At 39.7% G+C, this 25,950-nt stretch carries 28 protein-coding genes; 1 reads left to right on the top strand and 27 read right to left on the bottom strand.

Annotated elements, in window-relative coordinates; translation table 11 throughout:
• Positions 1 to 135: 135 nt before the first annotated feature.
• The 5 genes from DWW68_RS03310 to DWW68_RS03290 form a co-directional block, all read right to left on the bottom strand.
• A complete protein-coding gene (locus tag DWW68_RS03310) occupies positions 136 to 588 on the bottom strand; it encodes an Hsp20/alpha crystallin family protein (protein ID WP_021952615.1) in 453 nt (150 codons plus the stop codon).
• A gap of 317 nt (positions 589 to 905) precedes the next feature.
• Positions 906 to 2,123 carry a tyrosine-type recombinase/integrase gene (locus DWW68_RS03305; RefSeq protein ID WP_118588848.1) on the bottom strand — a complete coding sequence of 406 codons (1,218 nt, stop codon included), beginning with the start codon at positions 2,121 to 2,123 and terminating at the stop codon, positions 906 to 908.
• A gap of 104 nt (positions 2,124 to 2,227) precedes the next feature.
• Positions 2,228 to 2,422 (bottom strand): hypothetical protein, encoded by a 195-nt coding sequence (locus DWW68_RS03300; RefSeq protein WP_117961094.1) that lies wholly within the window; start codon positions 2,420 to 2,422, stop codon positions 2,228 to 2,230.
• 457 nt (positions 2,423 to 2,879) lie between these two features.
• The gene (locus DWW68_RS03295; protein WP_005423216.1) at positions 2,880 to 3,119 is read right to left on the bottom strand and encodes a helix-turn-helix domain-containing protein; all 240 of its coding nucleotides are present in this window, start codon (positions 3,117 to 3,119) and stop codon (positions 2,880 to 2,882) included.
• A complete protein-coding gene (locus DWW68_RS03290; RefSeq protein WP_044940673.1) occupies positions 3,109 to 3,540 on the bottom strand; it encodes a sigma-70 family RNA polymerase sigma factor in 432 nt (143 codons plus the stop codon). Before DWW68_RS03290 ends, DWW68_RS03295 begins: the two co-directional genes overlap by 11 nt.
• A 497-nt stretch (positions 3,541 to 4,037) precedes the next feature.
• On the opposite strand from DWW68_RS03290, the gene DWW68_RS03285 reads away from it, so the two are divergent.
• Positions 4,038 to 4,397 (top strand): helix-turn-helix transcriptional regulator, encoded by a 360-nt coding sequence (locus tag DWW68_RS03285; RefSeq protein WP_005342894.1) that lies wholly within the window; start codon positions 4,038 to 4,040, stop codon positions 4,395 to 4,397.
• A 231-nt stretch (positions 4,398 to 4,628) separates the two neighbouring features.
• On the opposite strand, the gene DWW68_RS03280 is transcribed toward DWW68_RS03285, so the two are convergent.
• From DWW68_RS03280 to DWW68_RS03170, 22 genes are all read right to left on the bottom strand, one after another.
• Positions 4,629 to 5,528: a HAMP domain-containing sensor histidine kinase gene (locus tag DWW68_RS03280; protein WP_035403270.1), complete on the bottom strand. Its 900-nt coding sequence runs from the start codon at positions 5,526 to 5,528 to the stop codon at positions 4,629 to 4,631.
• Between the two features lie 9 nt (positions 5,529 to 5,537).
• Positions 5,538 to 6,275 (bottom strand): ABC transporter permease, encoded by a 738-nt coding sequence (locus DWW68_RS03275; RefSeq protein WP_005611112.1) that lies wholly within the window; start codon positions 6,273 to 6,275, stop codon positions 5,538 to 5,540.
• Positions 6,276 to 6,290: 15 nt separating this feature from the next.
• Complete coding sequence (locus DWW68_RS03270; protein WP_117961088.1) at positions 6,291 to 6,986, bottom strand: ABC transporter permease; 696 nt, start codon at positions 6,984 to 6,986, stop codon at positions 6,291 to 6,293.
• Positions 6,964 to 7,902, bottom strand: coding sequence for an ATP-binding cassette domain-containing protein (locus DWW68_RS03265; RefSeq protein WP_118588847.1), 939 nt, complete (start codon positions 7,900 to 7,902; stop codon positions 6,964 to 6,966). The genes DWW68_RS03270 and DWW68_RS03265 overlap by 23 nt, the downstream gene beginning before the upstream one ends.
• 101 nt (positions 7,903 to 8,003) lie before the next feature.
• Positions 8,004 to 8,690: a response regulator transcription factor gene (locus tag DWW68_RS03260; RefSeq protein ID WP_005342931.1), complete on the bottom strand. Its 687-nt coding sequence runs from the start codon at positions 8,688 to 8,690 to the stop codon at positions 8,004 to 8,006.
• A gap of 169 nt (positions 8,691 to 8,859) precedes the next feature.
• Positions 8,860 to 9,762: a conjugal transfer protein gene (locus DWW68_RS03255; protein ID WP_118588846.1), complete on the bottom strand. Its 903-nt coding sequence runs from the start codon at positions 9,760 to 9,762 to the stop codon at positions 8,860 to 8,862.
• Positions 9,763 to 9,776: 14 nt separating this feature from the next.
• Positions 9,777 to 10,784 carry a bifunctional lysozyme/C40 family peptidase gene (locus DWW68_RS03250; RefSeq protein WP_118588845.1) on the bottom strand — a complete coding sequence of 336 codons (1,008 nt, stop codon included), beginning with the start codon at positions 10,782 to 10,784 and terminating at the stop codon, positions 9,777 to 9,779.
• Positions 10,781 to 12,916 carry a YtxH domain-containing protein gene (locus DWW68_RS03245; protein WP_118588844.1) on the bottom strand — a complete coding sequence of 712 codons (2,136 nt, stop codon included), beginning with the start codon at positions 12,914 to 12,916 and terminating at the stop codon, positions 10,781 to 10,783. Before DWW68_RS03245 ends, DWW68_RS03250 begins: the two co-directional genes overlap by 4 nt.
• Complete coding sequence (locus DWW68_RS03240; RefSeq protein ID WP_118588843.1) at positions 12,913 to 15,366, bottom strand: ATP-binding protein; 2,454 nt, start codon at positions 15,364 to 15,366, stop codon at positions 12,913 to 12,915. The genes DWW68_RS03245 and DWW68_RS03240 overlap by 4 nt, the downstream gene beginning before the upstream one ends.
• Positions 15,353 to 15,742, bottom strand: coding sequence for a conjugal transfer protein (locus tag DWW68_RS03235; protein WP_005611098.1), 390 nt, complete (start codon positions 15,740 to 15,742; stop codon positions 15,353 to 15,355). The genes DWW68_RS03240 and DWW68_RS03235 overlap by 14 nt, the downstream gene beginning before the upstream one ends.
• A gap of 113 nt (positions 15,743 to 15,855) precedes the next feature.
• Positions 15,856 to 16,359 (bottom strand): antirestriction protein ArdA, encoded by a 504-nt coding sequence (locus DWW68_RS03225; RefSeq protein WP_055060389.1) that lies wholly within the window; start codon positions 16,357 to 16,359, stop codon positions 15,856 to 15,858.
• A gap of 16 nt (positions 16,360 to 16,375) precedes the next feature.
• Positions 16,376 to 16,771, bottom strand: coding sequence for a hypothetical protein (locus tag DWW68_RS03220; RefSeq protein WP_055060388.1), 396 nt, complete (start codon positions 16,769 to 16,771; stop codon positions 16,376 to 16,378).
• A 15-nt stretch (positions 16,772 to 16,786) separates the two neighbouring features.
• A complete protein-coding gene (locus DWW68_RS03215) occupies positions 16,787 to 17,278 on the bottom strand; it encodes an antirestriction protein ArdA (RefSeq protein ID WP_055060387.1) in 492 nt (163 codons plus the stop codon).
• 83 nt (positions 17,279 to 17,361) lie between these two features.
• On the bottom strand, positions 17,362 to 17,889 hold the full coding sequence (locus DWW68_RS03210) for a YcxB family protein (RefSeq protein ID WP_055060386.1): 528 nt from the start codon (positions 17,887 to 17,889) through the stop codon (positions 17,362 to 17,364).
• 79 nt (positions 17,890 to 17,968) lie between these two features.
• On the bottom strand, positions 17,969 to 18,190 hold the full coding sequence (locus DWW68_RS03205; protein ID WP_055060385.1) for a hypothetical protein: 222 nt from the start codon (positions 18,188 to 18,190) through the stop codon (positions 17,969 to 17,971).
• Positions 18,190 to 18,321 (bottom strand): DUF3789 domain-containing protein, encoded by a 132-nt coding sequence (locus DWW68_RS03200; RefSeq protein ID WP_118327217.1) that lies wholly within the window; start codon positions 18,319 to 18,321, stop codon positions 18,190 to 18,192. The genes DWW68_RS03205 and DWW68_RS03200 overlap by 1 nt, the downstream gene beginning before the upstream one ends.
• 3 nt (positions 18,322 to 18,324) lie before the next feature.
• Positions 18,325 to 19,530 (bottom strand): MobT family relaxase, encoded by a 1,206-nt coding sequence (gene mobT, locus DWW68_RS03195; RefSeq protein WP_206541819.1) that lies wholly within the window; start codon positions 19,528 to 19,530, stop codon positions 18,325 to 18,327.
• Between the two features lie 184 nt (positions 19,531 to 19,714).
• Positions 19,715 to 21,109 carry an FtsK/SpoIIIE domain-containing protein gene (locus tag DWW68_RS03190; protein ID WP_118588842.1) on the bottom strand — a complete coding sequence of 465 codons (1,395 nt, stop codon included), beginning with the start codon at positions 21,107 to 21,109 and terminating at the stop codon, positions 19,715 to 19,717.
• A gap of 70 nt (positions 21,110 to 21,179) precedes the next feature.
• Positions 21,180 to 21,803 (bottom strand): hypothetical protein, encoded by a 624-nt coding sequence (locus DWW68_RS03185; protein WP_118588841.1) that lies wholly within the window; start codon positions 21,801 to 21,803, stop codon positions 21,180 to 21,182.
• 80 nt (positions 21,804 to 21,883) lie between these two features.
• On the bottom strand, positions 21,884 to 22,273 hold the full coding sequence (locus DWW68_RS03180; RefSeq protein WP_118588840.1) for a YdcP family protein: 390 nt from the start codon (positions 22,271 to 22,273) through the stop codon (positions 21,884 to 21,886).
• A gap of 15 nt (positions 22,274 to 22,288) precedes the next feature.
• Positions 22,289 to 22,612 (bottom strand): YdcP family protein, encoded by a 324-nt coding sequence (locus tag DWW68_RS03175; RefSeq protein WP_118588839.1) that lies wholly within the window; start codon positions 22,610 to 22,612, stop codon positions 22,289 to 22,291.
• A 178-nt stretch (positions 22,613 to 22,790) separates the two neighbouring features.
• The gene (locus tag DWW68_RS03170) at positions 22,791 to 25,844 is read right to left on the bottom strand and encodes a VaFE repeat-containing surface-anchored protein (RefSeq protein ID WP_118588838.1); all 3,054 of its coding nucleotides are present in this window, start codon (positions 25,842 to 25,844) and stop codon (positions 22,791 to 22,793) included.
• Between the last annotated feature and the right edge of the window lie 106 nt (positions 25,845 to 25,950).

Below are 25,950 nucleotides of genomic sequence, written 5' to 3'. Positions count from 1 at the left end.
ATATTCAATTTTAGCCGAAATTTTTCTTATTGTAAACTCATTGTAACCCTGTTATTTGCCTTAATTTATGACGTAAAAAAGGAAGTGCCAAAGGCTTTTAAACCTTTGACACTCCCTTTTATTTTATGGAATGGATTATCCTTCAATTGCAATGTATTTGTTCTTTTCCTCAATTGGTTTATTTTCCGCTTTTGGAACACTAAATGATAAAATACCATTTTCATATTTAGGATGTATATCCTCTACTGTAACGTGGTCACCTACATAAAAGCTTCTGCTCATGCTGCCTGCATAACGTTCACGTCTTAAGTAGCTGCCCTTCTTATCCTTTTCGTCTTTGTCTAATCCCTTAGCTGCACTAATTGTTAAGACTCCGTCTTCTAATTTAACTTTGATTTCATCTTTCTTAAATCCCGGAAGATCTATATCCACTTCATATCCATTTTCTGTATCCTTAACATCTGTCTTCATTAAGTTCTTTGCATGTTTACCATACAATTCCTTATCTACATCCTCAAATGCAGGGAATGCAAAATCATTCATAAAATCATCAAATAAGTTTTCTCCAAAAATACTAGGCATCATCATAAGTCATGTCTCCTTTCAAAATATAATTAAAAAATTTTATTTCGACACTATCGGAGAAATCCGAGGTGTTGTTGACTTGAACTTAAGGCTCTGCGACCAGGAATCTTGAACTCATATTCTTGATTTCTTATGTCTCTTCCTTTGTTCTGACTATGTTATAGCTCTTTTTGTTAGCACTGTCAAGAGGTGAGTGCTAATTTTTTGAGATTTTTTTTGCAAACCTTGATTTTACGGGGTTTGCAACACTTTTTTTCCTTATAATCATCACTTTTTCTTGATTTGACACCATTTTGACACCAATTTTTTTATTTTTGGTGTCAACTAATTGCTACGCTTTCCAGCCTTGTGATTTCACTCTCAATTCTGGACATCTCACTTACATGGTTATATACGTCCATTGTTACATCTATGTGGGCGTGTCCCATAATATATTGAAGAACTTTTACGTCTATCCTCTTTTCTGCCATTCTGGTACAAGCCGTATGTCGCATAATGTGAGCGGATACTGTTGGTAACAATTCAGCATTTCTATGTTCAGTCTTTGCAATTTGAACTTCTTTTTTGTTATATGCGTCTACAATATTATATAAGATATTGTTTATTGCACTAGGCATGAGCGGTCTGCCGGACTTTGCCATGAAAATGAATCCTTTATAACCGTCTATCTCAACATCTTTTCCTTTTTGAAGCATAAAGTTTAATTTCTTTTGTTCTTCAAATGCTCTTTGTACATCTGATGTCATAGGGATAGTTCGGATTCCAGAATCCGTCTTTGGCGTGGAAATATGGAATTTATAGCCATCTCCTAAATCTTTATAAATCAACTGATGGTCAATACTTACCGCTTTTGTTCTGACATCTACATCTTCCCAAGTCAATCCAATCAGTTCTCCGCACCTTACACCAGTTCCTAACATGATTCTGAGCATTGGATAGTAGGTGTTGTATACTTGATTATTTTTCACAAATTCCAGCATTTTTTCCTGTTGTAAAACTGTTAAGGCAATACGTTCTTCTGCCTGTCTACCATAATCACTGATAGAAAACTTTGCCGGATTCTTGCGGATAATATCATCATCAACAGCCATTTCCAGTGCCGGACAAATCATATTGTCAATAAATTTTATTGTAGAATATGCATATCCTGCTTTAGAAAGTTTTGAGTAAAATGATTTGATGTGTGATGGTAAAATCTGAACAACCCTGATGTTTCCAATTTCATCTTTGACACGATTCTCCCATGTTTTCAGATAATTTGCTCTAGTAGATTCTTTCAGCTCCCTAGTAGACATATATCTTTCAAACAATTTATTAAGAGTAAGTTTTTTGATTGCTCCATCAGTTAAAATGTTATCTTCCAAGTCTTTTGCAATCTGCTTTTCCTTTTCCCTTAATTCCGGTAAATCCTTTGCATATACTGTCAGACGTTTTCCGCTTCTTATATCTGTATAACGGTAACTGTATCTACCATCTTTACGCCAGCTTTCGCCCTCTCTTAATTTTCTTCCTTTATGGTCTTTTCTGCTATTTGCCATGAGAAACATTCCTTTCTGTAATAGACTCCTTTTTGTTCTCATGACGTGGTTATGTCTGTAAATATTATACCATATATCACAAGAAACATAAATGAAAAAGGGTGCTATTCTTCCAGATATGAGAGGTAATTTTTGACTTTTTCTACCGAATAAAGAACCCTGCGTCCAATTATAATTTTTGCTCCTGCCTGTTCTCCAATCTTTCTTGCAGTAGCATGACCACAAGATAACATTGCAGACAATTTATCTATATTTACCGTTATCGGCTGTGAGATTGGTCTTTCTTTTGTTTTGTTCATCTGTCAGCCCTCCTTTTACCGACCTGTATTATCGTCATTTTCTACACACCAGTAAAAGTATCATTCTCCTTTACCATGTGCTTTTTACAAGCAATCAGACGGCTTCGGCAAGCTCCGCTGGTATCTCAACCATTCCCATTCCTGTGGGCTGAACCGTGTCATACGGGTGTATCATTATCCTGTGTTGCAGGTCATGGCAGAGCGACTTTTCCAACGGTCGCTCCCAGATCATTGCATGAATCGCTATCTCCCGATTGGAAAAGTCACGGCGTACAACCTCTGATGGCTCACTGCAAGCACAAACGTATCTGACTGCTTTATTCACTTGTCAAAGAACTGTTAGGCTCTTGTCAGCCTGTATCAATTCATTTTTGCAAATGGACTGATACAGAATGATAAGAAAAAGCGGAACAGGAAAGAGGGGAGTTTGTTAAATCATGCTCCGCTCAAATATTACTTAATGTTCGTCTATTTCAAATTCACATATCATTTTCAAAAGGGCTTCTCTGATACGTCCCTTTAATTCCATATCAACCACAATGTATACGTTACCGTATTCATCATAAAATGGGCGTAAACAACATTTTGATATGTAGGCTTCATAGAACAGCAACAGCTTTTCTATGGCGTTTTCGTTACCGTCTACGGCTGATGATATGAGAAAAAATGATGGAAGTGTGTGTTGCTTATTCTTCATTTGTTTTCTTCTCCTTTAACTGCTTTCTGATTTCTTCAAGTGAATTTCTTCTGTGCCTGTATGATGTGCTTCGGTTAATGTTCAGCTTTTCGCCTATCTCCGAATCACTCATATCCAAGAAGAAAAACATCAATACAATGTTCCGGCTCTGCTCCGGCAACTGTTTCAGTGCTTCTGCAAGTTCTTCGTCAAGTACACGGATTTCTGTACCGCACACATCGAATGTTGTATATTCACTTTCGTAATCGTCCCATACAATCAATTTCTCAACAACAATCTCTGGAAGCTCACAAAAGGATACTTCCTTTGCCTGTCGTCTGGCTAATTCCTTGCGGTAGTTACGGGCAATGCCTTTCACAACCTTTTTGAGCTTACAGTCAAACTGACACTGTATTGTCTTTTGGAAGTCTGATGGTTTCAAAATCACACCCCCTTTCTCTATAAAGTGAAAAGTATGTATCCCTCTTTCCGCACCATATCTGTACGGCAGGGTGTGATTTGTTGCAGGATTGAAAAAATTTTTTGTAAATATGAAAACAGCCTATTTGCACCAATAACAAATAGACTGTTTTTAAAACATCTGATATATGAGTTTTTAATTCATGTTCAAGGACTGATGATGTACTGAGAAAAAAACGGAATAAATTCGGTTGTTGGTATAGACTGCCTGTTTTACTTAGAATCACAAATTGCTCCTTGACCAGAGCAATCCTGTGAAAATAGAAACAGGACAGCTCTGGTTATACCAAAACCGTCCCTATATTTTTGGACATTATAAAAGAGATTACCCACAGAACGGTTTTTTTTATTTACCGAACTAGGTAATACTTTATTTGAATTTATAGTGCATATAATATGAGTTTTTAATACATTCTAATCGCATAACATGAAGTATAAACTCATGCTAGGTGATTAAAAATGAGAAAAAAGAAAGATACACACAGCTTTGATTTTCGTCCTTTAGGACTGGCAATCAGAGAAGCCAGAGAGAAAGCAGGGCTTTCCAGAAATGATTTAGGCGATAAAGTCTTTTACGGAGAACGTCATATCGCAGATATTGAAAATATCGGAAAACACCCTAGCTTTCAGTTATTCCATGATTTAGTTACAATGTTCAATATATCTGTTGACGAGTATTTCTATCCAGCGAAGAATGTTGAGAAAAACACAGCCCGCCGTCAGATAGATTCGTCACTTGATTTATTGAGTGATAATGAATTAAAAATCATTCAAGGTACGATTGACGGTATCTTGAACAGCAGAGAGAATAAGAAGTGATTTGCTTCTTGTTTTCTCTGTTTTCCTATACAGATTCTTCAACATTTATTTGTTGATCTGCTCCGCAGGCAACAAATAAGAGCCGACTATCCTTATTTCTTTATCGTAAATTTACTTGTTACACAGTAATGAAAAAAGCCAATAGTTTGTAACTGGACTTTACAAACTATTGACTTTACATTTTGATGTCCACTCTTCAATGAATTATCATACGAATATATCTTCAATACTTTATAATTCAAGAGTAATAATAAGGCTATTGGCATGTACTTTTGCAACAATATTTCCGCCAAGAATGGCAACAAGTGTTTTTACTACCGCAAGTCCCAATCCTGTACTTCCATTATGTCTTGATTTATCGCCTGTATAAAAACGGTCAAAAAGTCGATTGCAATCAATTTCTGAACTGTCACTCATTGGATTTTCAATGGTAAATATAATATTATTATTTTCTTTCTCCATAAGTGTTATTTTTATCGTTCCAACAGAATACTTAATTGCATTTGTCAACAGATTTTGTAAAATTCGTTCTACCATATTTTTATCAGAATATACGTATATTGAATAATCTGGGAGATTTATTTCGGGTAAAATATTCTCCTTTTCTAATGCAACGGCATTTTCCGTAATTAAATTTATTAACATATTAGATATATTAAACTTTTCTTTTTCTGGAACTGTCTGCTGTTCCTCCAAAATAGAAAGGTCATAGAATGTTTCTACCAATTCTTTCATTTTTTCGGCTTTGCTAAAAATCACTTTTACACGCTGTGCTTGACTGGATTCCAAATTTTCTTTTTGCAATAATTGTAAATGACCAAGAATGACTGTAAGAGGTGTACGCAAATCATGTGATATATTAGCAACAGATTCTTTTAAATACTCTTCATTGCGTAATACGCCTGCAACAGCCTGTCGTTGTCTGATATTATATTGATTCAATATACCAGCCAGTCTTTCTAAATCTTTATCAATCAACGAAATGTCTAACATCTGCTGTGAATTTCCAGAATTCAATTCATTAACTTGATCCGCAAGATTACGGATTTGTTTTTTTAATTGAATATATCGAAATAGCAGTATTACTAAAAATATTGTTATGATAATTAAAATCCATTCTATGTTAGACATTTTCTCCACCTATTTAAAATCACATTTACAAAATTTTATCCACGAAAGCAATACCAATATACCAGACCATATACATCCTACTAAAATAGCTATCGGTTGAAAAAAGGTTTTCATGCTGACAACGATTCTGATTTGATAAGTAGGTAAAAAACCGACTGGTAATCTCAACATCATTCCATAGCCAAGATATAAGCTAAGACCAAAAATAATAATTACTGTAACCGAAGTTGCTTTTACAGCATCCTGTAAATAGCAACAAATAAGTATTGCAATTAGAAATATCGCACTATTAAGCAGACAAGAATAAATGATTGCTTTTATAATATTGTAAAAAAACATTCCCACGTCTGCAACACCAAAGCGTCCAAATTCCCTTATGCACCCTGAAACTGGATAGACAAGAGCCATAAGATTAAAAGCAATTAAATACGATATTATTTTACTTGTAAAAATTTGTTTTCTGGAATGTCCAGCACTGACCTCTAAGTTTATTGTTCTCTTAGAAAATTCCTGTCCTAAAATCAATGCAAGTATAGCCGACATGATGATAAGAAGAAACGTAGAATCATACACCATTCCATTAAAAATATCAGCAAGAGAAGAAGCAATTTCTTCTGTCGATCCCATGACCTCTGTAACATAAGTATCTGCTGTAAAAAATCCTAAAATAAATATTCCAATCATACCACACCAGTAAATAGAATTATGTAACAACTGATATTTTTCCAGTTTTAATAATTTATCCATAAAAAACACCTCCGGTTATTTCAAGTCTGTATGTAAAAAAACACTACCTGCAATGAAATATAAAATAAAATTCCATAAAAAATCTACAAGCAAGCAAAAGTTTGTCGAATAGACCTTTTGCAATGAAATTAACCTAAGTTGTCCCATTGGTATTATTCTGCTGATTATTTGTGCAGATTCACCGTTCAGCAAAAAAATCATAACAAAAAATAAAACCATTGAAACTGTCAGTGTTTTCCCCATATCACGAAAAATAAAAGCAAAAAATATCGGTAATGCACACAGTGTTATCATGGCAAACAGAGTTAGTAAAACCATAGTATATGTGCTATCATTCCAAAAAAGTTTTTCTCCAATATAAAATTGACTAATAATTCCATGTACAAATAATGGAAATACCAGAATGATAATACAACCTATTTGAGATACAATTAACTTTACTCTAAATATAGAACTTCTTTTATGTCCGGCAGTAATATAAGTATTTAAAGTTCTTCCACTAAAATCACTTCCAATGAACAATGCTATAAACACTATACTCAAAAAATAGAGTAACGGAATATTGTATAATGATGCCATAATTAAGTTTGAAGAGCGTTCTTTACTATCTAACAGCAATATGCTACTTAAAAGGAGATTGAATATTCCAATTCCCCAAAAATACCAACTGTGAAACAACTTATATAACTCAGTTTTTAGGAGATTTGACATCTTTTGTTCCTCCTATTTTGCTCAAAAAATAGTCCTCCAAAGTATCGCCAGATACAGAAAGTCCTGTTACAAGAATGTGCGATTCTGCCAAAGCAGACGCAACTGTCTCTAAATCATTCAAATAATCATACAAACGAATTATGCCATCTGGCATTAGTTTAAAGTTATCTGTATGAAGATTCTCTTCCAAAACCAGAACCGTTTTCTGAACATCTGTTGTTTTAATTGCTATATGTCGTTTACACCGTTCATTTAATTCATAATCAGAAATCTCTTCTATAATTTTTCCATGGTCAATCAGAATAAATTCTGATGCTGTTTGATACAATTCTTCTAAGATATGGCTTGAAACCAAAATGGTCATACCATATTCTTTATTCAAAATTTTTAATAAATTTCTAATTTCTACAATTCCAGCAGGGTCAAGACCATTGATAGGTTCGTCTAAAATCAATAGTTCTGGTGTATTTAAAAGTGCAATCGCTATCCCCAATCGTTGACGCATACCTAATGAAAAATTGCGGACACTCTTTTTACCTGTATCTTGCAATCCAACCATATCTAATGTCCTTTTAATAACTGATTTATCTGGTATGCCGCGTTGAATACGCTGTACTTCCATATTTTGATAGGCAGTCATTGACGGGAATAGGGCAGGCATTTCAATCATACTTCCAATTCGTTTACGCTGTTTCTGCAATTCTTCTGTTCCAGAATTTCCCCATAAAGAAAGTGTACCACTTGTTGGAAACGCAAGCCCTGTGACTAATCTTAAAAAAGTAGTCTTACCTGCTCCGTTTTGACCAATAAATCCATAAATTTTTCCTTTTTTTATTTGTAAATTTATGTGGTCTAATGCTAATGTTTGTTTATATTCTTTGGTTAAAGACTTTGCTTCTAAAATAATTGAACTCATATCCCAAACCTCCTTTACTTAAACCAGTATAACGGGCAATTTTAAAGAATTTCTTAAATCGTAATGAGAAAAGTTAAAAAAATAATAAAGCTAAGGAACGTTTAATCCTTAGCTTTATGTAGGCGGTAGCCAATGCCCCAAACAGTATCAATAAATTCTGTATCAGAGCATATCGCTTTTAATTTATTGCGTAAATTACTGATATGAACATTAAGTGTATTATCTTCAGCAATATATTCTGTATCCCAAACACTTTGAAAAAGATTCGATTTTGAAAATACTTTATCTGGATATTTCATCAACAATTCTAAAATGCCAAATTCTTTAGCGGTTAAGGATAATTCTATTCCATTCAAAAATGCTGTATTTTTCTCTAGGTCTAAAGTCAGATTGTTATATTGCAAACATTCTGTCTGGCTATTTTGAAATTGTACTCTTCGCAGATTACTTTCAATTCTGGCAAGCACTTCTTCCATATCAAAAGGTTTTGTGATATAATCGTCTGCTCCCAGACGAAGCAAGTCGATTTTATTTTGTGTAGTTTCTTTCGCTGAAATAATAATAACAGGTATCGTAAATTTCTTGCGTACATCAGATAAAATAATATCACCACTCCGATAAGGAAGCATAATATCAAGTATAATCAAATCAATTTTTTCTTTATTCAAAAAATCCAGAACATGAAGTCCATCATATTGGCAATGCACAGCATATCCTTTTTCTTTTAGAAAATCAGCCAATAACGCATTTATTTCTAAATCATCTTCAATAATCAATATTTTATTCATTAGCCTACCTCATTCCTGCAATGCTACTTTCCCATTATACATTTAAGGTTGTATTTCCTCAATACCATTGCAACCAATTATATGAGAGGGATTCTTATTTTGTCAATCTAATTGTAAGCAGAATAGTATAGATTGGATAAACAATTACCATACTATTCTGCTGTAATATTTATTCTACAATCTTCCAGTTATCGTTCTTATGTAACACAAGCTCATACTGTGAGATTTGCGTCATTTTCGACTTGTTATCCAGATATTTCACAGACACGCTGACCTTGAGGTTATCACCGTCTTCGGTAAAGACAGGGTTTACCAGTTCTGAAAATACATAGTCGCCGGATACAGGAGCAAGCACACCGTCTTTGACATAGTAGGCAAGTTCCTTTTCCGTAGCTGTTGGATAGAGTTTAAAGAATGTTTCCAAGAAAGCGGTAGCGTCCTTGACTGTATCGGAACTGACACTGACATCGGCTTCCTGTGCTTTCGGTTCATACTTTGATTTCTGCACTGTCGGAGCAAGTGTCGGATTCTGGGTAATGACCATTGCACCGTCCTTATCCATATGAACGGTCACGGTGTAGTTTTCTGTGACTGCCTGTGTCTGTTCTCCCTCTTTTACCTGCTGATCTACTTCGTAGGCAACGGTAAAATCGTCCGTTCCAGACTGTTCTACATTCCAGACCAGCACATTTGTAACGGTCGCACTGGTCGGTATGTCCGTTCTGATGGTATCGGCGTTCAAGTCCTGTAATTCTCTGGTAAGGTATTTACTGATTTCTGTTGTCCTTGCTTCAATGGCTTCCTTGCTGGTATCCCATGAGTAGTAGGCTTTCGCAAAGTTCTTGACGAAATTCTCAATACCGTTGGTATCGTTCAATATTAGCTGAATGATTTCTTTTTCATGTACCGTGTGGGTGTCAATGGCGGTAAAGTTCTTATACACACCAAAGCTGGTGCTTGCCAGAAGCACCGCCCACAACAGCAGGACAGATTTCTTGTGTGTCCCGACTTTTATGGTACGCACTTTCTTTTCTTTGGGTTCTTTCATTGTTTTTTCTTTCTTCTTAAACATATTTCAAGTCCTTTCTATTGCTTAATTCTTCCGGCACAAATGATGTGCTGTTGCCAGTAGGCAGAGGTCAAATCAGTATAGCCGATTGGATTTCCGGCATGATACATCTGATTGTTACCCACATAGATTCCTACATGGGTAACATAGTCACTGGTGTTGTAGGTGGAATGGAAAAAGACCAAATCGCCAGCCTGTGCCTGTGACAATGGGATATGCTGGGTTGCGTCATACTGTGCCTGTGCGATTCGTGGCAGGCTGATTTCTGCTTTTCCGTAGCACCACTGGGTAAGACCAGAACAGTCAAAAGAGGTGTTCGGGTTACTGCCACCGTAGACATACTTCCAACCTTGATATTTCAATGCTTCATTCATAACCGCCTGTACCGTTTCGTTACTGAACTGTTTTATATTCAGATATTGGTTGACCAGCTCCACATAAAACATATTTCCGTAGTTATAACGCCAGCCACCATTTTTACTGACAGCTATCGGATTGGTATAGGTCACTTTTGTACCGCCAGATTTGTTTCTTGCGAAATTCTCTGCAAGATTGAAACTGTGCTTTTTCCCATTCTTCGCCACATAGTCAGCATAGCCACCGCCATAGTTATAAGATTGAATGACCACGTTAATGTCTGTCATACCTTTCCCTTTACAGGAAGAAAGCAGGGACGCAAAATATTTACACCCCTGCTTGATAGATTCCTCTGTATTTAATGAGTTCGGCGGTAACCCCAGACTTTCACTGGACTGCATGACATCGGTAGCTGTACCGCCACTTTCCACCTGTATGATGGCAAGCAGGACGTTCACATACTCCGAAATACCGTTTTCTCTGGCGTATCTTTCTACCATCGGCTGATGTTTGAGGACATCGGCTGACAGGTTCATGCCAGAATAGACAGGCGAATAGCTGTTTGAATTGTCGTCATCTTCGCCGGAAATCAATATCCCGAAAAAGAGGACAATGGAGAAAAGGACTGGAAATATCGTACCTATGATAAGGATACGTTTTAATCTCATTTCTTCCGTCCTTTCTCTAGTTGCTTCGTAACAGTCTTACGATTCTGTTTTTGGTTGACCTGTTTCTGTACAGTGGTTTTCTTTCGATTACTTCTGGATTCCTCTATGTTTGTCTGGTTTGTTCTGGCAACCGATTTGACCTGTTGTTCCTGTCTGATGTTGGTTCGGATAGTTTCTTTTCCAGCCTTGACTTCTGCATTTTTTATCACAGGAGAAGTAACAGGACGTTTCATATCTGGCTTCGTAACTGTATCGGTCGGTGCAGGTTTTGGAACAGGTGTGGCAACAGGGCGTTCATGGCTTCTGGTAGCTCCGGCTGTCGCTGATCCATTCGCATGAACTGTCTGCCTTGCTTCCTGTGCTTTCTGTAATTCCTGCTTTTTCTGTGAGATATTTTCCCTGTGCAGGTTGCGTTTCTGTGTACGCTGTTCCTGTCGATTTTCCCGTTCTTCCACAACGCCACGCTTAAAGTCCGATACATTATCTTTTGCTTTCTGTTTGGCAGAATGGACGGCATAACCAGCCTGTGTCGGCAGGTCTTTCACATTTTCTTTCAGAGAGGAAGCACTGTCACGGACTTTATTTTTCGTATCCATCACAGCACCTACCGCAGAACCGACACGGCTTCCCATGCTGGCAGAGGTATTTTCCCGTTTCTTTGGCGGTTGGTTCGTTGCTGGATTTCCGGCTCTGGCAACACTTGCACCAGCCACCGCACCTGCAACACTTCCAGCACCGACAGCCCTTGCAATCCTGTGTTCCATACGTCTTGCCCGATGTCGCATGAATACCATCGGTCTACGGAATATCCGGCGACCTATCTGCTGGCTGTCATTGGCATTAAGACTGAACATACTCATTAGTTCTCCGAGTTTCATATAGATTCCGGCAAAGCAGATTATCTGCAAAAACGCCACCATAAAGAACGGATAGTCCGTGGAGATGTTGTAGAACATACTGGAAATCGAAAATGCCACGGTCACAATCAGTGTGATTCCGGCTCTTGTCATAATGGCATTGAACACACGGACAACTGCCTGTTTCGCCATATTTTCATAGGTTGGTATCATGGACAGTAAGAAGCTGATAGGCAGAAACATGGCATATATGATAAAAAGTATCTGGGAAAATAACATCATGCCGGTAAGCAGGAAGATAAAGATTGTAATACCGAGATTGAAAATGAGCAGGAAGAACACCATACCCAGACGGTTGACGACCTGTGGAATGGTAAGGTTGTCATTGTCGTTATCTTCAATCTCTGTTTTCACAACATTTTCCCTTGTTTCCCCATCTTCATCGGACGGGCTGGCAGATACCAGAGCTTCTACACGGTCAGTCCCGATTTCTTCGGTATCGCTGTTCCCGAACTGCAACAACAGCCACGGTTTTTCTACCTGTATCGCAAAAAGGCTGTCACGGATAAGGTCTACGCTGTCCTTGCCTTTGCTTTGTGAATCGGGGAGCATGATTTTTGTCCCCAAGTCCAGAGAAGCGGTGCTGATGTCCGAACTGAAATCATTGATTTTCTGGATATAATTGGGAGCATAAGCAATAAAGGACGCAGACACAATGAACACCACCACAAAGTTGATAACAGCGTGAAGTGCTTTGCTTGTTTCCCGTTTGAGAAGCCCTGTATAGGCGGTGTAAACACCTACAATCAGAATGATAATGAGCAGGAATCCCACATAGAATCCACTGCTGGAAAATCCGTTTTCGGTCACTCCGGCAAGTGTCTGGATACTTTTCCCGATACTGTCTGCCATGTCATTGATGAAGTCCAGCTTATACGCCTGTTGCACCACATATCCTGTGGCATTGCTAAGATACAGGCTGATTGTCCAGACAAAATTTGTGATACAGTAAAGCCCGTACTGCACCGATTTTCCAATGCCGTCCAGCCAGTTCCACGGTAGCCAAGACCAGCTATTGTCCACATAGAAATCAAGCTGATAGTTGGAAAGCGGATACTTTGAATACAGGTTGTCTGCATTGACCGTATCATCGACCAGTCCAGACGCATGAGCTACCGTCCCAAGCAGGGACAGCAGTACCAGCGTAACGGTCACGGCAAGCAGTACCAGTTTCAGTACATGGAATACCTTTTCTCTTGTGATAGATTTTATCATTCCAAATCCACCTCACTTTTTATCGGCGGTCTGGTATCAAAGGCATGGAGCAGTTCTACAAAGACAGGGTGTATCTGTACCACACCGACACGCCCGTATAAATCCTGCATTAAGCATTGTCCGTTCTCCAAATCCCTCAACCGTTTCTGGTTGTTTTCGTCCTCACTGTCCAGCCCGAAAAACTCTAAGGTCTGCTTGATTTCATTGGTATCTGTGGAGCGGAAAGCAAACTTTAAACCGATGTTATTTTTCAGACTTTCTTTCGATACGTCCCCAGAGGATTGTGTCACGAAATAAACTCCGGCGTTCATGGCTCTACCAGCACGCACCAGCTTGTTTGAGAGTGTTTCTCCTTGTGCCACATTTAAGAACGCCCATGCTTCGTCCAAGTCTACAATTTTAAAAATACTTCGGTCACTGTGAATAAAGTCAAGGGCAAAGGTACTGATAACAATTAAGATGGATACCGACAACAGCTCAATGGTCGTGTATTCCTCAAAGGTGGTATCCTTATCCGGCAGAACCAAATCTGCAACCTGTATGATGTTGAGCTGGTTATCCAGACTGATTGCATTTTCCACCGAACCGTCCGAGAACAGGAGCTGTGCAAAATTATAGTCAGTAAAACTTTCGATATGGTCTGCAATGTTACGGGATACGGCAGTATCCTCTTTCCGCAGTTCCTCAATGACCTGCAACAGCCCGTGGTTCTGATTCTGGGATACCGTGCGGACAGCTTTTCTAAGGACAGGAAACTTTTCGCCATCACGACTGCTGATACCTGTAAGGAACGTCAGAATATCAATGGCAAGACTTTCAGCGTCCTTGACATCTTTCATAATCACATACGGGTCTAACAGCCCTTGATTGCTGGAATCACTGGTAATGTTTACAATGTTGATTTCCTCTGCAATCTCCGGCAGTGTTTCTTTCCAGTTCCCACGCTCACTTTTCGGGTCTAGGATAACTGCCTGTCCACCGAACAGGACGGAATAATACACCAGCAGGTTATTACAGAATGATTTTCCACCACCAAGCGAACCGACAAAAGCAGAAGCCAACGCATTTGTGATCGTACCTTTTACCCCTTGACTGGCAAGGGACGGTTGTAGGTAGACATTTCTTCCCGTATCCACGGAATATCCGATATAGATTCCTGTATTTTCTCCCAACATCTGGGTAGCACCGAAACCAAGTCCGGCTAAAAAGTCGGATTTCACATACTGGATATAATCATTGATATAACGTTTGCTGGCTGGAAGAAACTCTCCATGCAGTCCCATCATATCTCCGGCAGGGCGAACCAGCTTCACATTCAAATCATCGTAAAAGTCCTTGACTTCATCACAACGGCGTTTCAGTTCGTCAAGATCGGGTGCAGATACCCGTATGACGTAACTTAACTTGTACATACTTTCCTTGCTCTGGTCTAAATCTGTTTCCAGTTCATCGACACTGTCTAAGGCTTCCACCACATTTGAACTTGTTTCATTTCCGGCTTGATAGGCGTGATTGTCCAAGTCCTTTAATTCCTTTTTCTTATTACGGACAGTGGTTAAGGCTTTCTTATTTCCGACAATCTCAACATTCATGGACGTATCCACAGGGAATGTGAACTGCTGTTGCTGGAAATAAAAGATTTCCGATGATGGGAAGTCCAGTTCTCCGACAATGGCATTGACCGTAAAGTAGGACACATAGCTTTCACTGTCCTCATGTTCCAGACGCAAATATCGCTGGCTTTCTTCCACCACGCAACGGGTAGGACGGATAAGGTCATAATACTTAATCAGTGTTTCTCTTTTTAATTTTCTTTTTGGAAGAGGATACTCATAATCTTCATAGGCTATCCCGTCCCTGCCGTAGAGGTGTTCCATCAGATACGCAAAGTCTTTGGCTTCCAGTCGGCGGATTTTGAACCTACGGGAGATTTTGTTTTCCAGTAATTTCTCCATCTTCACATAACGGTTGATTTCATCATTGCTCATAGAAACAAAGTCGTTCATCAGCGTATGCCTTACCTCATTCAAAAACTCACGGAATGTCAGAAATACCGATTTTTTGATGTTCTTCAGATTGACTTCGTCCTCTGTGACCATGAGCTTGAATCCCAGAAAGAAACGGTAATCTACTTGATTGTCGCCTATCATGGATACAAGGGCTTCGGTCTGGTCGTCTATCTTTTGGATTGCTACCTCACGGAGCTTTCCAGTGACCAGCTTCTTTGACTGTTCCTGTATGCTTCGGATTGAACTTTCAGTTGCAATCTGCAACGCATGAATCTTTCCCTCACGGGACTGTGCGATAAGCTGACGGAAGCTGTCATGCACAAGGTATTTCTGTTCTGGGGATAAGAATGAATAATTGTACGGTATCAGCTCATAGTAGGCGAACACCTCATTGTCCTTATTCCAGACAAGGTTATTGTCGATATATTTAATCGGGAACATAGGTCACACTCCTTACTGCCGTGATAGTTTCCTCAAATTTCTGCTTATGCAGGTTCACGGCTTTTCCGGCATAAGTCACTTTGGGACGCAGAGCATACAGCACCATCGTCTTGATGTAACTGTATGGCTTTTTCCCGTCAAAGGTTTTCTGTGACATAAACCATGTAAGAGCAACGGGAATCCCGAAATATTTTAAAAATGCTCCCTCAATCATGGAAAGTGGCGGTACATCTGCAAACAGAATGATGATAAATTCCGTCAGTACAAACCATGTAATCTGGGTAAAGGTCACAGGGAATGGCAGGTTTACATCATTGATGGCATACAGTACCTTTTCCACGTTCCAGATACTTGTATAACTTCGGATTTTCTTCACTTGTAAATGCTCCTTTCTTCATTTTCATAACAACAGGGACAGCCGGATTTTCCAGACTGCCCCCAAGAGAAAAGCTGACAGTAGCACCAGTGGCGGTGCTGATCTGCCAGCCCTTAACGCAGTACCTCACAGATACCAGCGTTTGTTGCAATAAATGTCCCCTCTATATCGAGGTCACGCCCGTAGGCTTCATAGTCGATATAGTTCTGTAAAGAGGACGGGATTTCTCCGAGTATCTGTTCTTCATCAATCAGATAGTAGGCTAAATCGGTCATCGTTTCACAGCCGGAATACAGAATGATGTCGTCCTTATGTTCCACCAGTTCTTCCAGACTTCCATAGCAGGATATAAAACTGTCCAAGTCGTCCAGCAGGTAATCCGGTAATTCTTCCAACTGCTCATAGATACGGTTCAGTTCTTCGATGGAAATGTATTCGCTAATCTCCATCGGGAAGTTGTCCGTATCATGGATTGCGTATTCTTCGTACTCTGCATTTAAGCCGATACGTTCTGCAATCACTTCTTCGTCCAACGGAAAAGAGAACCAGTCCCCGACCAGTTCTCCCTCATTGTACTTGCCAAGATTGGCTATATAGACTTGCATATCATCAAGCATAAACGGTCACTTCCTTTCACTCATTGTATTCATAAAATCTGCCATGCACACACAGGAAATGTTCTGATGTTTCTTCCATATCTGAACAGTTCCGATGGTATGTAATATTGCAAAGTCCGGCTTCCAGCTCTTGCAGGTTTGAAAACCATTCTCTTTGAATTGCAGGTATATCTTCGGGTGGGATTTCACTCTCTGAAATTGCAAGGCAGACATTATTTAGCAAGTCGAGGTCTGTATCTTGCAGGATTTCAAAAGGAAAATCATAATCACTGATAAGATAACGGTCACTGTCCGGCGGTAAACCAATGGATTGTTTTAATGCTTCTATGTTGCAGGGAAGTGTAAACCACGCACAGCCTGTATCTTTTTCCTGTTCATCAAGATTGATAACAAATACTTTCATTTCTGCCATAAGCAATACCACCTGTCAAAGTTTGAACATACCGTTGTTGCAGAGAGCATAACGTCCTTTTTCTTCCAGTTCATGGGCGTAGGCTTCCAGATTAAAATATTTCTTTCCTTTTTCGGAAAGAGCAGAAAATTCAATGTTATGCTCCAAGCGGTAACGGGCAACGTCCATGATGTTGTGACACTCTGGATAAAACAAAAATTCTTCGGATTCCTGCAATAAATCCTCTACACCGCCACAATAAGGAATCAACTCTTTGTATGCCTGCTGAACTTCTGGCGATAAATCCGTGTAAGCAAAGTATAGCTTGTTTAATCGTCTGACAGAAGTTGTCCTTACAATATCGCCAGCAAAGGGGAGCTTCATATCTGTGATTTGATAGTCTTTGCTGTCAGCTTCCACACCGAGCAGGTCACGGAACAGCTCATAATCAATGGGTAAATCAAACCAGCGAGAGGTTTTATCCTCTGCTGATTTGGTCGTTTCAATCAATACGCTACATTCTTCCATCGTAATTCAGTCCTTTCTTCTAATTTTGAGTATGAAAAAAGCAGTCGATCATAACTGAAAGACTGCTTAACTCTAAAACAATATTAAAGCGTTTCTTCTTTTAAATTCTGACTCAAAAGGGATTTTAACTCTTTTACATCATTTTCAGACAAATCATTTTGATTAACAAGAACCATTTCATTTTTTATTGTTCTGATATATATGTAATTTCTGAAAATCCCCCAACATTTAAAGGCGTTCCAATGATTAGTCCCGTTACCAATATCAGAACTAACTGCAACTCCATCGGTATCAAAACAATATTCACGTTTTCCCGAAGTCAGTTTATTATCCATCTTTGAATGAACAATATTTATTACTTTTTTCTGAAATGTGTTAGCTCCGTTTATGATAATCCAGATAAAGAAAACTGAAAATAATAATCCAATAATACCATAGCCAATACGACTATTCATAAAGCAAAGAATCGTGTATATTAACATTATGACAGCCATCACAGACGATAACCCTGTTGCAAATTTACGTTTCTTTACATTTTTATCACTGGCTAAAACGATTTCTTTTAAAATATCTTGTTCTTTCTGTCCGATTTCAATACTGTATCTAACCATAATAAGAATCTCCTTTAAACATTTTAATGATATTAGTATATTACCACAAGTTTGTGTTCAAAATGTGGGATTCTTAATTTTACGCTCCAATAATCTTATTGAATAACTGTAACAATACGTCTTTTACGCCGGATGCATTGAATACAAGACCAACGGCTATTAAGGCAACTACCAAGAATCCGATGAGTTTGGAAAACTCACGCTTAAATCCCAAGTAGATACCGATAACAACAATCGCCATCAGTACAAGGCTCTGTGCGTTGCTTAAAAACCAGTTATAAAGGTTCTGTCCAAAATTCATTATTTCTTTTCTCCTTTCAGTTCCATCATTTTTCTGTCAGACTGTCTGCCAGCCTGTAAAATACACATGGCAATCACGCCAACTGTTCCACCTAAAGAGAAGAGCAGGAAGTCAAATAATAATCGTTGCATTTTTCAATTCTCCTTTTCTAAAATCACATCTTCGGTAGATGTGGTCTGTTGTTCGATTATCTTGTAGTGCTTTTCCGTCAGTTTTGTGGATTTACGGATTTCTTTCAGATAATCAACGCCTGTTTTTGCTGTGATTGTTTCCAGCATTTTAAGTGTCGGGTCAACCTGCCGTTGAATCCAGCGTAGAGTTCTGTCCAGTGTGTAGGGTTCGGGTTTGGTCGTGAGCTTTAACGGCTCTCTGTTTTCCCCGATGAACCACGCCCAGCGGACAGATAATTTCCAGTCGCTCCGTTTCTTGTCTGCTTCCTTATCCACAAAGCGTACATAACGGTTGATAATAGAAAATGCCGTCCGTTCAGCGTCATAGTAAGTCAGCAGGTCACGGACAGCATAATAAGCACGTTCATTTTTCAACCGTATTTCAAATCTGTTTTTTATGGGTGCTTCCTCAATGGGAATCCCAAGTTTGATGTACTGCTCATAGCTTTTTTCATAGACACAGAAGTACACCTCACTTTTCAGTGAACCGATATAAAGCGTATACCCCATACCAGCCTTGTCCTGTTCCTCATGCTTGACCAGTTCGCCGGAAGCATAGGACTTAAAGGAACGGAACACCGATACACATTCCTCATTCCGGCATTTTTCGGTTAGTTCTGGAATATCTAACATTCCCGTATGGTCATTGATGGCAAGGTCAAGGCGTTTCATCACACCACCGTCCACCAGAGCGTCCATAAGAAAATCATACCAGCTCCGTTCCTGTGCCAGCAGATAACTTTCAAACTGGCGACAGCCTTTTCCTTTCAGTTCCAGCAGGACACCTTTTTCTTCATCGGGAGAAGTATATACGAAAATATCTCCGATGTAGTAGTGTTCTGTATAACTGTAATGCCCGAAGTCCTCATGTATCATGTACTGAATATTGAGCTGTAAAATATCTTTGATGATGTGTCCAATATCCAGTGTCGGAAACCGTATCCTCACATAATCAAACAGCATGGTAAGCGGTGCTTCTGGATTGAATTTTTCCAGAGCTTCCAAAAGTTTCACTTTCATTTCTTCTGTGACCGCCACCTTGCCGGATTCGATACGGCTTAAATGTTCACGGCTGATTCCAGCCATGACCGCAAGTTTCGTCTGGGATACACCGTACTGCAAACGTCTGTCTGCAAAATCCTGTATCCACTCTGTATCATTCAGTGCGATACCCCCTTTACGAAAAAACTGTGACATTTTGTATCCGATGTCACAGCAGTAAAAAAAGCTACCAAACGCTTGATTTGAGCCAAGAATCGGCAACTTTTGTGTATGTTTCCTTGTGATTTGTGCCCCTCTGTTAGATACCGAGGGGCTGTTGTCTGCTGGCGTGGCTACCGCCACACCAGCAAGGCTAATCCGTACCTGTGGCTTTCGCTTCGCACGCCACCTGTCCGTCCTGCCTTATGTGTGCAAGTTCCCCAATCGTACCCAAGAAATCATAGCCTTTGGGTACAAGGGGAGTATAAAATTCTGATATGACGCTTGTTCCCACATCACAGTATCCACGCCCTTTGATTCGCTTCTGGAAAAACTGTTTTTTTACATCACTTCCAAAGAGCATACCGTAGCCGAGTTCACTCATGCGACCAAGCCCCACACGGAAGTTAAAGTTATCTCTGATACCGTCCCCGAAATACTTTGCGTCTGGACGCTGGCAAGCCACAATCAGAAAGTATCCAGCCTGTCTGCCGAGCATGACAATTTTCTTTAGCTGGCTTAACAGTGCAGTGCTTTCTTTTGTCGTGAGCATTTCCAAGAACGCCACATATTCATCAAAGATAAGGAACTGTGGAGCAAGCCCCAGATAGGCATAGTTTTCTCCTGTGCGGTAGTTCGGGTGCAGTTTCATTTCTTCCGAGCGTGTGACCATGCCCTCATAAAAGGCATTGACGCAGTCAATCATATCGTCTTTCGTGTGGTAGACATTTCCCATGACTGTTCCCAAGTCTGCAAGGTCAGCGTTCTTCGGGTCAAGAATATATAAATCCGCATTGGTTCTAAGCAATGCTTCAATGATGGTCAGCAAAAAATAGGTCTTTCCACCACCTGTACCACCGCAGATAAGGGCATGGGGAAGTGAATCATATTCCCACACCAGATTTTTCATTAACCGCAGACCGCCGTTTTCGGCAATCACTTCATCAATCGAAATACGGTTCGCTATCATATCATAGAGCAGGGTATATTCAATATAGCCGTCATGCAGTGTCTTGTCGGTCAGCTCACAGTACAGCCCCGATTCCAGTTTATCCTCTAAGGACAGGAGCTGTTCTTGATATTTTCCCATTGTGATTTCACACAGGATATGGAGCAATCCTTTGTCCATCTGGTAGTAGATTTTCGGAAACCACACGATTTTTTCTCTTGATCTGCTTTGCAGGTCAGTGAAAAAATCGCTGTCTTTGGTGTTTTCCGCTTCATACCATTTGTTTTCCAGCACCATACGAGCCAGTTTTTGTCGGTGTAATAACCTCTTGATACGGTCATATCCGTAACGGTAGTAGAGAAAAGCGACTAATGCACAAACACCAGTCGCTATCAGAACCGTAATGGAATTGTAGGCAGTCCAAGTAATTCCGGCATGGAGCAGGTTACAATCTTTCCAGTCTGTAACAAGAAGCTGTCGCAGATTCAGTAACAGGAACACCGCAACGAACAGGAGCAACAGCCAGCCGATACAGAAATGATAGACCAGAGATTTGTCACTGGCACGAATCCTGTTACCTTTAAATTTCCATGTTTTCATAAAAGCTCCTTTCTTTGGGTATAAGAAAAGCAGTCAATCTTATAGACTAACTGCTTTTACATTAAATTTTTTATCTTTGTATATGACCAATTTTTCCATAATTATCTAGCGAATATTTTATCAATTCATAAATTTCATCTTTAAGTACATATTGATATTTTGCAGGAATTGTTTCATAAGCTGGTAAAGGAATAAAATTTGATGATGTATTTTCATTGTGGACGAATGAAATTGGAACTTGTTTAGAAGCTTCAATTTCAGTTCGATGAAACCAATTAGAATTTAAAAATGTCTGTTGAAAGTCAATTCCCGATACCGTGATAGGTGCGTTTTCATTATCTACAAATTCGAGTAATTGTTTGTAATCTTTCAAAGACAATTTATCTATTTCTGTCCAAAGAAAATCTATAGCCTTATCATTCTCTTGCTTAACGAGAGCTTCTTGATGTTTTTTATCTTTTATCGAAGCCCAAAATCCCTTGACTTTATCTATTCCCCAGATAATTAACACAATTAGTAAAAACCACAAGCAAAAAACAAAAACACCAAATCCTGTAGTAGTAAGTTTTGTCAATAATGCATTGTCTGCTGGAGTTTTATAATATGTAATAAAAGCCAACACAACCGCAATTATCGTTGGAATAAAATATTTTTCCAAAAAAATTTTTAAAGTATCCAGCAATTTCTCAACCATATTTATATCACGTCCTTTGTATATTTTAAGGACATTATATCGTCAATCAGCATTACTTGCAATCAAATACTAAGTAGGTTTTATTTGTTTCTATTAGCTATTGTTTTATCATGGTTTGGTGTTACATTTTCTCCCAAATTACTTTTATTTTTCATAACAATATCGTCTGCTTTTACATACCAGTCCACATCTGCACCACGGTAATTTGCATTGGCTACCGTATCTGCCACAGGGTTGATAAGTTCCACTTCGGCGTTGTAGTCATAGTCCTTTAACGGCACAGTCGCTGGAACGGATACCTGTATCATGCGTCCCTGTGTGTTGCATTTCAAATCGTAGGTACGTTCCTTAATTTCCTCACTTACCGTTCCATCTTCATTTTGTACATGAACCTCACGGCGTAATGCGGAGAACTTCAACACTCCGAAAGTCTTTTCTTTATCAATAACGATTCCATTTGCTAATCTCATAATCTGAATACCTCCTTATTTACTTTCTGCTGGTAACATATCGTCTGCAAGCAGGATATAATTGACAAATCCACGTTCCCCGATTTTATACCCATCGGTAGTAATACGTGGGTTGATAAGTTTTACTTTCTGCTCCGGCGAGAAATGTTTTTCGCCAGCTTTGGCAGGAAGTGTCACAACTACATCATCGGCTCTCTGCACATCGGAATACAGGTTGTAGCTTCTGGTAATGACAGCCATACGCCCGTTGATTCTCTGCTGTTTCGTAGTGTTTTCTCCGGCAAACTCCAAGTTCCCGAAAGTCTCTTCCATGTTTGGTACGACAAATCTTAATTCCATAAATAATTGACCTCTTTTCTTTCAGTTTTAGTTTCTTTCCTGCTGTACGTTGTGGGGAGCTACACTCCCCACGCCCCTAGTGGACTTCACGCTCCTGTAAACCAAGTGCTTCACGGGAGCGTGAAGTTGCAAAAAGGGTGGCGACCTTGAACGCTCTACCAACCGCTACCTTACCGCCTTATGATTTCTTTCTACGGCGTTTGAAGTAAAGCATACCGCCAAGCCCTACGCAGGAAAGACTGAGCATGACAAGATAAGCATAGATATTGGTATTGTCGCCTGTTTTTGGACTGTCACTTGTCTTAGTAATCGTAGATGGTGTATCCGGCGTGTCGGTATCCTTTGGTGTGTCTGGGACTTCCGGCACTTCCTTGATTGTCACAGTCTGTCCATCGTCTGTGATGTCCTTATGTTCCGTCACTTTCTTTGGTTCGTCTGGATTAGTCATATCGTATAATTCCTCAAATGTGACAAGGCTCTTGCCACCAAGAAAAGAACCATCAAAGGTAAAGGCAATCTCAACTGTCATTTTTTCATTGTCGGCTGTAAACTCATAATCATTGGATACTTTCTTTCCATCAATCAGAAGTTTTGCATTTTCCTTTTTTAACATCTGCCAGCCGGAAAGTTTGTATTTTGTTCCAACTTCCAGACCATCTAATGTGACTTTATCCACAATCGTTACATCTTTTCCGGCTTCGATTTCTTTCTTGCCGTTCTTGTCCGTAGCGGTAGTATGGATTTTGATGATACGTTCCGTGATAAGAACGGTCTGTCCATCATCGTTGATGTCCTTATGTTCGGCAACCTTGACAGGCTCTTTCGGATTGCTCATATCGTACAATTCCTCAAAGGTAACAAGGTTCTGACCGCCAAGAGCTGAACCATCAAAACTGTAAGTAATCTCAACCGTCATTTTTTCGCTGTCAGCAGTGAAAGTGTAATCACTGTCTACACGTTTCCCATCAATCAGAAGTTCGGCGTTTTCTTCCTTTAACATCTGCCAGCCAGAAAGTTTATATTTTCTGCCTGTTTCCAAGCCATCAAGTGTGACTTTGTCCACGATCTTGATGTCTTTTCCGGCAACAATCATTTTTTCGCCTGTTTTCTTGTCGGTAGCTGTGGTATGGATTGTGATTTCTTTTTCGTATTCATCGGTCAGTGTCCCTAAATCTACGGTCACTTTATTTCTGGATACGACCACCTCAAAGGCTGGAATCAGCTTAAATCCGGCGTTGGAATCACACTTTAATTCCTCAATCACATAGGTATCATAGAGTAATGCACCTTTGCTGTCGTCTGGTTCAGATGTCCCAAACCATACACCGTCCTCACTGGATTTTCCGGCATTGGTATTGACCTTGTGGGAAGCCCAGCTTGAAGCAGTAGAGAACTGACCGTTTTTGTCAGTAACTACAATATGGGATTCTCCCGTTGTCTTGCTTGTAATTCTGAATGGAACACCTGCAAGACGTTTGTGTGTACCTGCACCGATTTTTACACCCTCAATATCGCCACGTTTAATCTGGTTGTAGACAGAGTGGGATTTGTCGGTCAAGTCCACGATTTTTCCATCTTCCGTGATAGAAAAGTCGATTGCCTTTGCACCATCTGTCAAGTAGCCCTCTGGTGCTTTGCTTTCTTCTAATCTGTAATTTCCGTAAGGGAGCAAGTCGGCAGAAGTAGAAGCAATTCCATCAATGCCTGTCTGAATCTTCTTTACGGTTTCATTCTTGTTGTATAATTTTCCCACAACCAGTACAGGACTGTCATTTAAAGAAATGATATTGAACTCTGTGTACTGTAAGGTCGCACTTCCCTGTGCTTTGGTATCCTTTGTTTCAAGGTCACGTTTCTGGATTTTTACACCGCCACGGATAACCTTGTCAGATACGGAATACTGGTTGCTTCCAGAAAGTACGGCAAGTTCTCCATCTTCGGAAATCTGTGTAAGGTACGTTCCCTTAATCTGTTCGGAACTTCCGTCAGCCTGCATATATGCACCATCTAATAAGTAGCCGTTTGGTGCTTTTGTTTCTGTGACAGTGAGTGTACCAAGTGGCAATACATTTTTACCGTCCTGTGTATAGAAGCTGTCGCCGGATACTTTGTAGCTGTCGGCAAGTCTGGATACATAATGGATAGTTCCGTCACTGTCTTTTTCGGCAACGGTTTTGGTTGTCCATGTACGGGTAGCTTTTGCAGGAAGATTGTCTGCATTGTAGTAACCATCATAATAGCTCCATGTGAACTCTGCACCCTCTAAAGAAGCAGTTCCTTGTGGACTGGATTTGCCTGTTTCCATGTCAATTTTGAATAAATCAATCAAAGTTTCTGTAACTTTTGGAGTGTCGGCAACAGTCAAAGTCGCTGTTTTTCCAACTTCCACATTTAAGGCATGGACAGTAGAATCCAGCTTGTAACCTTTTGGAGCAGAAAGCTCTTTGATGTAAACTGTTCCGGCTTTTACCTCAACTTCTTTGGTATCGCCGTTTCCATCGGCAGTAAGTGTGGCAAGCTGGCTGTTACAGCCCTTATCAGAATAGACACCAAATGTCGCACTCTCAAAAGAATAATTGGCATTGCTATCTGTGACAGTGGGATTGGAAGAAGTCTTTTTGACCTTTGCATTTCCCACATTTAACTTCGCCCAGAACTGTCCGATGTCCTGTCCTTCGCCAGTGTAAATGTAACCGCCACATTCATAGCGTCCCTTATTTGCTTTCACAAATGCTTTCGCACCAGCGTACACTTCATTCTGTACTGCCTGTGAGATTTCATTATAGGAAGCTCTGACGTTGTCGCACTGCCAGCCGAGCTGTTCACTCAATCTCTGCCAGACAACACATTGTTCCAGCAAGTATCCCTGTTTGTAATTCAAGTTCGTATGAGAAGCGGTATATTGCTTGACGTACTCTAAGGAAAGAGCAACGTCCGCAATCTGATCGCTACTCATACGGGAGCTTGCGTCAGAACGTGTTTTATATCCATTCTTAAAACTGGTGTTGATATCCACGCAGTAGGCAGTTTCGCCCTCAACTTTCATGTGTCCCTCATTGAATGTAGATTTGATAGAACCATCATTCATAACGTGTTCAATGTAGCCGACACGTTCTGCTGATTCTGTCCAATATTGATTGCCGGAAGCATGAACCGCCGTCACTGGTAATGCCGTGAGAATGGTTGCAAAAGCAAGCGTTCCTGTCAGCAATCGCTTTACTAGCTTATTCATATTTTCTCTTTCTCCTTTCGATTTTGGGTATGAAAAAAGCCGTCCATTTCTGAACGACTGGAAATAGAAAAGGAACGCCAAAAGTGTACGTTCCATAGTCTATAAA

The organism is Eubacterium sp. AF16-48 (genome assembly GCF_003479405.1).
Taxonomy (GTDB): domain Bacteria; phylum Bacillota; class Clostridia; order Lachnospirales; family Lachnospiraceae; genus Eubacterium_G; species Eubacterium_G segne.
Note: the sequence above shows the minus strand (reverse complement) of the source record. Positions and strands in the feature narration are given on the sequence as shown.

Excerpts from the sequence above, each read along its gene's own strand:
- DWW68_RS03295 (WP_005423216.1), bottom strand. The coding sequence starts at position 3,119 with ATGAAGAATAAGCAACACACACTTCCATCATTTTTTCTCATATCATCA.
- DWW68_RS03215 (WP_055060387.1), bottom strand. The coding sequence starts at position 17,278 with ATGGAAGAATGTAGCGTATTGATTGAAACGACCAAATCAGCAGAGGAT.
- DWW68_RS03305 (WP_118588848.1), bottom strand. The coding sequence starts at position 2,123 with ATGGCAAATAGCAGAAAAGACCATAAAGGAAGAAAATTAAGAGAGGGC.
- DWW68_RS03170 (WP_118588838.1), bottom strand. The coding sequence starts at position 25,844 with ATGAATAAGCTAGTAAAGCGATTGCTGACAGGAACGCTTGCTTTTGCA.
- DWW68_RS03270 (WP_117961088.1), bottom strand. The coding sequence starts at position 6,986 with ATGTCAAATCTCCTAAAAACTGAGTTATATAAGTTGTTTCACAGTTGG.
- DWW68_RS03280 (WP_035403270.1), bottom strand. The coding sequence starts at position 5,528 with ATGTCTAACATAGAATGGATTTTAATTATCATAACAATATTTTTAGTA.
- DWW68_RS03265 (WP_118588847.1), bottom strand. The coding sequence starts at position 7,902 with ATGAGTTCAATTATTTTAGAAGCAAAGTCTTTAACCAAAGAATATAAA.
- DWW68_RS03210 (WP_055060386.1), bottom strand. The coding sequence starts at position 17,889 with ATGGTTAGATACAGTATTGAAATCGGACAGAAAGAACAAGATATTTTA.
- DWW68_RS03285 (WP_005342894.1), top strand. The coding sequence starts at position 4,038 with ATGAGAAAAAAGAAAGATACACACAGCTTTGATTTTCGTCCTTTAGGA.
- DWW68_RS03255 (WP_118588846.1), bottom strand. The coding sequence starts at position 9,762 with ATGTTTAAGAAGAAAGAAAAAACAATGAAAGAACCCAAAGAAAAGAAA.
- DWW68_RS03240 (WP_118588843.1), bottom strand. The coding sequence starts at position 15,366 with ATGTTCCCGATTAAATATATCGACAATAACCTTGTCTGGAATAAGGAC.
- DWW68_RS03175 (WP_118588839.1), bottom strand. The coding sequence starts at position 22,612 with ATGGAATTAAGATTTGTCGTACCAAACATGGAAGAGACTTTCGGGAAC.
- DWW68_RS03310 (WP_021952615.1), bottom strand. The coding sequence starts at position 588 with ATGATGATGCCTAGTATTTTTGGAGAAAACTTATTTGATGATTTTATG.
- DWW68_RS03205 (WP_055060385.1), bottom strand. The coding sequence starts at position 18,190 with ATGAATTTTGGACAGAACCTTTATAACTGGTTTTTAAGCAACGCACAG.
- DWW68_RS03300 (WP_117961094.1), bottom strand. The coding sequence starts at position 2,422 with ATGAACAAAACAAAAGAAAGACCAATCTCACAGCCGATAACGGTAAAT.
- DWW68_RS03260 (WP_005342931.1), bottom strand. The coding sequence starts at position 8,690 with ATGAATAAAATATTGATTATTGAAGATGATTTAGAAATAAATGCGTTA.
- DWW68_RS03190 (WP_118588842.1), bottom strand. The coding sequence starts at position 21,109 with ATGAAAACATGGAAATTTAAAGGTAACAGGATTCGTGCCAGTGACAAA.
- DWW68_RS03225 (WP_055060389.1), bottom strand. The coding sequence starts at position 16,359 with ATGCTTGATGATATGCAAGTCTATATAGCCAATCTTGGCAAGTACAAT.
- DWW68_RS03200 (WP_118327217.1), bottom strand. The coding sequence starts at position 18,321 with ATGCAACGATTATTATTTGACTTCCTGCTCTTCTCTTTAGGTGGAACA.
- DWW68_RS03185 (WP_118588841.1), bottom strand. The coding sequence starts at position 21,803 with ATGGTTGAGAAATTGCTGGATACTTTAAAAATTTTTTTGGAAAAATAT.
- DWW68_RS03180 (WP_118588840.1), bottom strand. The coding sequence starts at position 22,273 with ATGAGATTAGCAAATGGAATCGTTATTGATAAAGAAAAGACTTTCGGA.
- DWW68_RS03220 (WP_055060388.1), bottom strand. The coding sequence starts at position 16,771 with ATGGCAGAAATGAAAGTATTTGTTATCAATCTTGATGAACAGGAAAAA.
- DWW68_RS03245 (WP_118588844.1), bottom strand. The coding sequence starts at position 12,916 with ATGATAAAATCTATCACAAGAGAAAAGGTATTCCATGTACTGAAACTG.
- DWW68_RS03275 (WP_005611112.1), bottom strand. The coding sequence starts at position 6,275 with ATGGATAAATTATTAAAACTGGAAAAATATCAGTTGTTACATAATTCT.
- DWW68_RS03250 (WP_118588845.1), bottom strand. The coding sequence starts at position 10,784 with ATGAGATTAAAACGTATCCTTATCATAGGTACGATATTTCCAGTCCTT.